The organism is Priestia veravalensis, from assembly GCF_001457055.1.
Lineage (GTDB): Bacteria > Bacillota > Bacilli > Bacillales > Bacillaceae_H > Priestia > Priestia flexa.
In genome coordinates this window covers 1-6,538 of record NZ_KQ758736.1, presented here as the reverse complement: position 1 = coordinate 6,538, position 6,538 = coordinate 1, and the positions used below count along the sequence as shown (strand labels likewise).

Here is a 6,538-nt window from a genome sequence, read left to right as displayed (position 1 = left end):
TTGGATAACGTGCTCACCTACGCCGCCATAGAAGGATATTTCCGCGTTTGCCGTTTTGATCGTGCAAATGCTTATTGAAGGATCTTTTGAAGAAGTGGATGATAAAGAATGTTTAGTATCTGGGTGTAGTGTGACGGGGACAATCGTTAATTTTTGTTGTGGCATAAGACATGCACCTCCTTTGATTCATACATGTATCGTACCAGAAGGTGCTGCGTGTTTATATGCGTTGTTTGAATGGGGGCTTACTGTATACCATATACAAAACTAGTTTACATAAAGTCTCTTTCCGGAACCAAGCAAGCAAAAGAACCCTTGCGGCAGTAGGGTTCAGCTAAGGGTTCCTTTGCTTGAGTATGCATCTTTTTATACACCGTTGATATGACTACGTTTTTTGGGTAGTTGAAAGAAGCGAGAATGTATAAAAAGAGCTCCTTTTATACATATGCTCGCATGAGAAAATATAGTATTTTCAGCAAAAATCTGTTATTATATGTCTGCACATGCTTTTTATTTTGTTAACGATAATATTTACTGAATTTTCTTTTTACAGATTCAGTTATAGATATAGTTAGTAGGGAGATAAGTGATGAAGTAAAAGCAGTAAAGCTAAGTGTCCCTACTCTCATACCCATCCTCCAATAAGGAAACTGACGATAACACCACCCACACTAATCACTCCTACACTTAAAGGCGCTATATACTTAATAGTAGGTTTTTTTCTACTGAGTGCACATGAGAGTACAATTAAACTAGCAATCATAATTGTAGAAACTATCTGTAAGTCACCCATTATTAACAGCCTTTAAATTCAAGATATCCACACTAGTATATTCTCCTAATGAAGTATCAAATAACACCTTGCTCAATCATAGCATCAGCAACTTTTATAAACCCGGCAATGTTTGCACCTACGACAAGATTACCAGGAGCGTTGTATTCTTGAGCAGCTTTCTTGCTATTTTGGTATATGCTTTTCATAATCGCATGTAATTTGCTATCGACTTCTTCAAAAGTCCAAGAAAGCCTAGTGCTATTTTGAGCCATTTCTAATGCTGATACAGAAACACCACCAGCATTTGCCGCTTTAGCAGGGGCAAATAAAATATTGTTCTCTAAGAAAATCTCGACAGCTTCTAATGTAGATGGCATATTTGCACCTTCACCAATTGCTTTTACTCCATTGGAAAGTAATAATTCTGCAGAGTTTTGATCGATTTCATTTTGAGTAGCACATGGTAAAGCAATATCACATGGTACTGTCCAAATTCCATTAGAACTTTCCACATAAATCGCTTCAGGATGATCAGCTACATAAGTACTTATACGTTTCTTTTCTATTTCCTTAATGCGTTTAATTGTCTCTAAGTTAAGACCATTTTTGTCATAGATATAACCATTCGAATCGCTGCAAGCAACCACTTTAGCCCCTAGCTGCATCGCTTTTTCAATTGCATAGATTGAGACATTTCCTGACCCCGACACAACAACTGTACTGCCTTCAAAGCTAAGATTCTTATCTTTTAACATTTCTTCAACAAAGTAAACTGTTCCGTATCCAGTGGCTTCTTTACGAGCTAAACTTCCACCATAACTAAGGCCTTTTCCTGTTAGAACGCCTGCTTCAAAGGTGCTACGCATTTTTTTATATTGCCCAAACAAAAAGCCAATTTCTTTACTTCCTACACCAACGTCACCTGCAGGAACATCCGTATCAGGTCCGATATATTTGCTAAGTTCTAGCATAAAGCTTTGACAAAAACGCATTATTTCTCCATCTGATTTTCCTTTAGGATCAAAATCAGCACCTCCTTTACCGCCACCAATTGGTTGACCAGTTAAAGAGTTTTTAAAAATTTGCTCAAATCCTAAAAATTTAATAATACTTGCGTTGACAGATGGATGAAATCTTAACCCACCCTTATATGGACCAAGTGCGCTGCTATATTGGACGCGAAACCCTCGATTTACTCTAACATTTCCGTGATCATCGACCCACGGTACACGAAAAGTGATAACTCTCTCAGGTTCAACGATTCTCTCCAAAATAGCTTGGTTAATATACTGAGGATTTTTAACGAGAACAGGTATTAAAGAATCGAATACTTCTTTGACCGCCTGATGAAACTCACTTTCATTTGGATTTCGTTTTTTAACTGTTTCAAATACTTGATTAACATAATTTTGTACGCTTTCTGTATACGTCGATTGATTTTTTTCAATTGTTATCATACTTATCCGTCTCCTATTTATTAATTTATAATGAAAATTTAAAAAATTTTTCGTAATTTTTTAGAGTTGTTAGTATAAAATATTTTATAATTGAAATAATGATCGAATCAATATAAAGAAACGATAATATCAATGCTTTTTATGCATTAACTAATAAGGAGGATATAAAATGGACTTTAGACAAATCCGTTATTTCATGGAGGTGGCTACACGCGAACACGTAACTGAAGCCGCCCACTCTTTACATGTAGCACAATCCTCGGTAAGTCGACAAATAGTAAATTTAGAAAATGAATTAGAAGTTGATTTGTTTATCAGAGAAGGAAGGAGGGTACATTTAACGCCAATTGGAAAAATATTTTTTGAACGAATGAAACATGCCATGAATGTGATAGACGATGCGAGACGTGAGGTTAAGGAATATTTAGATCCTGAAAAAGGAACAATACGCATTACTTTTCCGATAAGTTTAGCAGCGTATACATTACCAACTGTAATCTATGCATTTAGATTGCGCTATCCGGAAGCAAAATTTCAGTTGAAACAAGCGCTTTACCAGGAATTAATTGAAGGTGTGATTAAAGGAGATTTTAATCTTGGTCTGATAGGTCCACTTCCTCTCAAAGAAAAAAAACTTGAACAAAAAGTTTTATTTACGGAAAATATTGTGGTTCTTTTGCCAATTCACCACCGCCTTGCAAAAGAATCCTCCGTAAAACTTCAAGAACTAATAGACGAACCGTTTGTTTTATTACCTGAGGGTTTTGTCTTTCGAGATATTGTTGTAAATGCTTGTCAGAATCTTGGCTTCACACCAAATGTTGCCTTTGAGGGGGATGATATCGATGCGTTGAAAGGGTTAGTTTCTGCTGGTTTAGGTGTAACACTCATGCCAGAAGTCACGCTAGTCGATAGCTTGCCACGCTCAACAGTTAAAATACCATTGGTTGAACCAAATGTAACAAGGACTGTAGGGGTTATTACCCCAAAGGAACGGTCACTACTTCCAACGGAAAAGTTATTTTATGATTTTCTTCAGGAATTTTTCACTAGATTAGATGATTTTAAGAGCTAATTTATACTTAAGAAAAAGCACGTAACCAGTATAGAAAAGTAATATATTACATCTTTAGTTACCATAATATTCTTTCTGGAATCCAAACCAAAAAGAATCCCTTAAAAAGAAGGGTTAAGATCATGAATTATGCAGCTTTTATACATATGCTTGTTTTATATAATAAATCGCTTTCATGAAGAAAATATGTTATATTTAACTTACTAACACACACATTTCATATCTAGTTTTATAAAAAGCTGCCTCTCCTGACGCTCCGAGGCAGCTTTTTATTTTGTTAATGGTAATAAATATTTTAACATCTTGTAATAGATCTAAATATTTTGTCCGCGAAAGTATACTTTTACGGACAGTTTTTGATTGACAAGAGGAAGAGAAACACAAAAGGAGTGTAAAAATAGAAAAACTCGTCAACAAGAGGCTTTTATTTATCAAGACAAAAACTTCCTTTTTCTATAGATAAAAGTATATCTAATAAAATATTCTTGTCATATCTCATAATAAACTTTATAAAAGCACTAATAAAAAATACATAGTATGTTATAAGCTTACAGTGTACAACGTACAACGCTGCCAGCATAAAGATTACTTAAACAGATGATTTGTTGTTGAAAATTACCAATCACTTTGATTATCAATTACTCAACAAACTATTGATATGTAGTATTAATTACATAAAAAATAAACGTTTATTTCTTTAGCTTTATGAGCAGCGACATTTAAACGAAATAGTTTTAGATGTCTATCTATAACTTACGATCAATATCACCTTTAATTAAGGAAAGCTGTTCTTGTTCTATTCTACATATTTCAAGAATTTCGTGACGTCCGTTTTCTGGCACTATACAACAGGGAGCATAGAAGGAAATATAAGCAATAAAAAGCGGTGAATCATAGCTTTATTAAGGTATTCTCATCATAAATAAAAATTTATATTGACAATGAAATGATATTCGTTTTATAATTATCTCTAATTAAAGATATTTTAATTAAATATAAATTCAATTAAAATTAGAAGTAGAAAGTGATGATATTGAATAAAAGTTTAGCAGAAACCGTTTTTAACCTTTCAGAAAGCTTCTAAATTTAAAATCAAAAAGTTATTGAAGATTTCTTTATAGCTTTGGGTGATGAAGAAAAAAGCTGTCATTAGAATTTTAGGCAAAATACAGTATTGCTAACTATAATCATCAAAGTTAATAAAATGATAAAAAAATAGGAGGAATTAAAAATGATTAGTATTGGTTTATTATTAATTCGTTTAGTAATTGGATTGTCATTTATGGCCCATGGAGCTCAGAAATTATTCGGATGGTTTGGTGGTCATGGATTAAAAGGAACAGGAGGGTGGTTTGAGTCCATTGGAATGAAACCAGGTGTTAGAATGGCCTTGATAGCTGGGTTATCAGAACTTGTAGGTGGTGCTTTATTTGCTGTAGGATTTCTTACACCTCTTGCGGCTCTTATGATTGCTGGAACAATGTTTATAGCTATTATTAAAGTACACGGTCCAAACGGCTACTGGGCAACACAAAATGGTTATGAATATAACCTTACATTATTAGTTGTTGCTATTAGTATTGCTATAATCGGTCCAGGATACTACGCAATCGACGCCCTTATCTTCTAAAAGGAAAAATGGTAAAGTAAAGAATAATTTATTAAAAGTAGTTAGATACGTATACTTTGTTACTCTAGAAGTTAAACATATGAATTTTTGTATAATATCTCGAATTCGAGATATTATTGGTTCAATCATTTGAATTTGTTAAAGGTATATCTTTTATATAGCGTACCTAGGTAAATTTGATTAGATTGAATATTCCATTTCTTTATGAAGGACAATTAAAATAATTATTAAAATATGGTAAGGGAGAGATAAAGAATGACAAAAAAAACTACAGGAATCCATCATATTACAGCGATTGTAGGTCATCCACAGGAAAATGTTGATTTTTATGCTGGTGTATTAGGTTTACGCTTAGTCAAACAAACAGTCAATTTTGATGATCCGGGTACGTATCATCTTTACTTTGGTGATGAAGCTGGAAAGCCAGGAACAATTATTACCTTTTTCCCGTGGGCAGGAGCACGCCAAGGAGTAATAGGTGATGGTCAAGTAGGTGTAACTTCATACGTAGTGCCAAAGGGCGCCATGGATTTTTGGGAGCAGAGATTATCAAAATTTAATATTCCGATAACAAAGATGGAACGATTCGGAGAACAATATTTAGAATTTGACGATCCTCATGGTTTACATTTAGAAATTGTTGAAAGAGAAGCTGGTGAAAAAAACACGTGGCAATTTGGTGAGGTTACACCTGAAGTAGCGATTAAAGGCTTTGGGGGAGCAACATTATTATCTGCTCGTCCTGAAGAAACAGCCAAGTTATTAGAGGATGTTATGGGTCTTGAAAAAGTAGGTGAAGAAGGAGATTTCATTCGTTTTCAATCATCTGCTGATATCGGAAATATCATTGATTTAAAGCTAACGCCAATCGGTCGTGGACAAATGGGTGTTGGAACCGTTCACCATATTGCATGGCGTGTTGAAAACGATGAGGACCAGTTAGAATGGCAAAAACACGTAGCTAGTAATGGATATGGAGTCACAGCTGTACGAGATCGAAACTATTTTAATGCTATTTACTTTACAGAACATGGAGAAATTCTATTTGAAATTGCCACAGATCCACCAGGTTTTGCACATGATGAGTCACAAGAAACAATGGGAGAAAAGTTAATGCTGCCTGAGCAGTATGAAACTCATCGAGCTCAGCTTGAAAGAGAATTGCTTCCTTTTGAAGTGAGAGAGTTAGACTAAACCCTAGTCTGAGTGCTTATTTTGCTTTCAATTCATCAATCTAATCTATTTCAACTAAGAAAAAAATGATAAGAAAAGAGGCTGGGACAAAACCCTCCTCTGAACCGAAAAAGCCGGTGAAATTTTACGACGAGTAAAATTTCACCGGCTTTGTTTATTTTTACATTAAAATAAGGACCACTTCTGATAAAATAAAGTTACCATACAAAATCTTATCGGAAAGAAGGGTCCTTATGTTTAAAGATTATAACATGAATCAAGTGGTTTTGCCTTTAGATTTAGAAATAAAATTGCAAGAAAATGATATTGCCTTCGCCGTTCACCATCTCGTTGAACATATTCCAGATGAAGCCTTTGCCGGCTTCTTACAGAAAACGGGGTGTCCTGCTTACCATCCACGCATGATG

At 34.5% G+C, this 6,538-nt stretch carries 4 protein-coding genes and 1 pseudogene; 4 read left to right on the top strand and 1 reads right to left on the bottom strand.

The features are described from left to right. Positions 1-849 precede the first annotated feature (849 nt). On the bottom strand, positions 850-2,232 hold the full coding sequence (gene gdhA / locus AS180_RS20740) for an NADP-specific glutamate dehydrogenase (protein ID WP_062687445.1): 1,383 nt from the start codon (positions 2,230-2,232) through the stop codon (positions 850-852). 169 nt (positions 2,233-2,401) lie between these two features. On the opposite strand from gdhA, the gene AS180_RS20735 reads away from it, so the two are divergent. From AS180_RS20735 to AS180_RS23010, 4 genes and pseudogenes are all read left to right on the top strand, one after another. Then, positions 2,402-3,307 carry a LysR family transcriptional regulator gene (locus AS180_RS20735; RefSeq protein WP_025911262.1) on the top strand — a complete coding sequence of 302 codons (906 nt, stop codon included), beginning with the start codon at positions 2,402-2,404 and terminating at the stop codon, positions 3,305-3,307. A 1,231-nt stretch (positions 3,308-4,538) separates the two neighbouring features. Next, positions 4,539-4,937 carry a DoxX family protein gene (locus AS180_RS20730; protein ID WP_061785131.1) on the top strand — a complete coding sequence of 133 codons (399 nt, stop codon included), beginning with the start codon at positions 4,539-4,541 and terminating at the stop codon, positions 4,935-4,937. A gap of 255 nt (positions 4,938-5,192) precedes the next feature. Beyond that, positions 5,193-6,131 carry a ring-cleaving dioxygenase gene (locus AS180_RS20725; RefSeq protein ID WP_062687444.1) on the top strand — a complete coding sequence of 313 codons (939 nt, stop codon included), beginning with the start codon at positions 5,193-5,195 and terminating at the stop codon, positions 6,129-6,131. A gap of 233 nt (positions 6,132-6,364) precedes the next feature. Then, positions 6,365-6,538, top strand: a pseudogene (locus tag AS180_RS23010) (IS5/IS1182 family transposase); the annotation flags it as partial.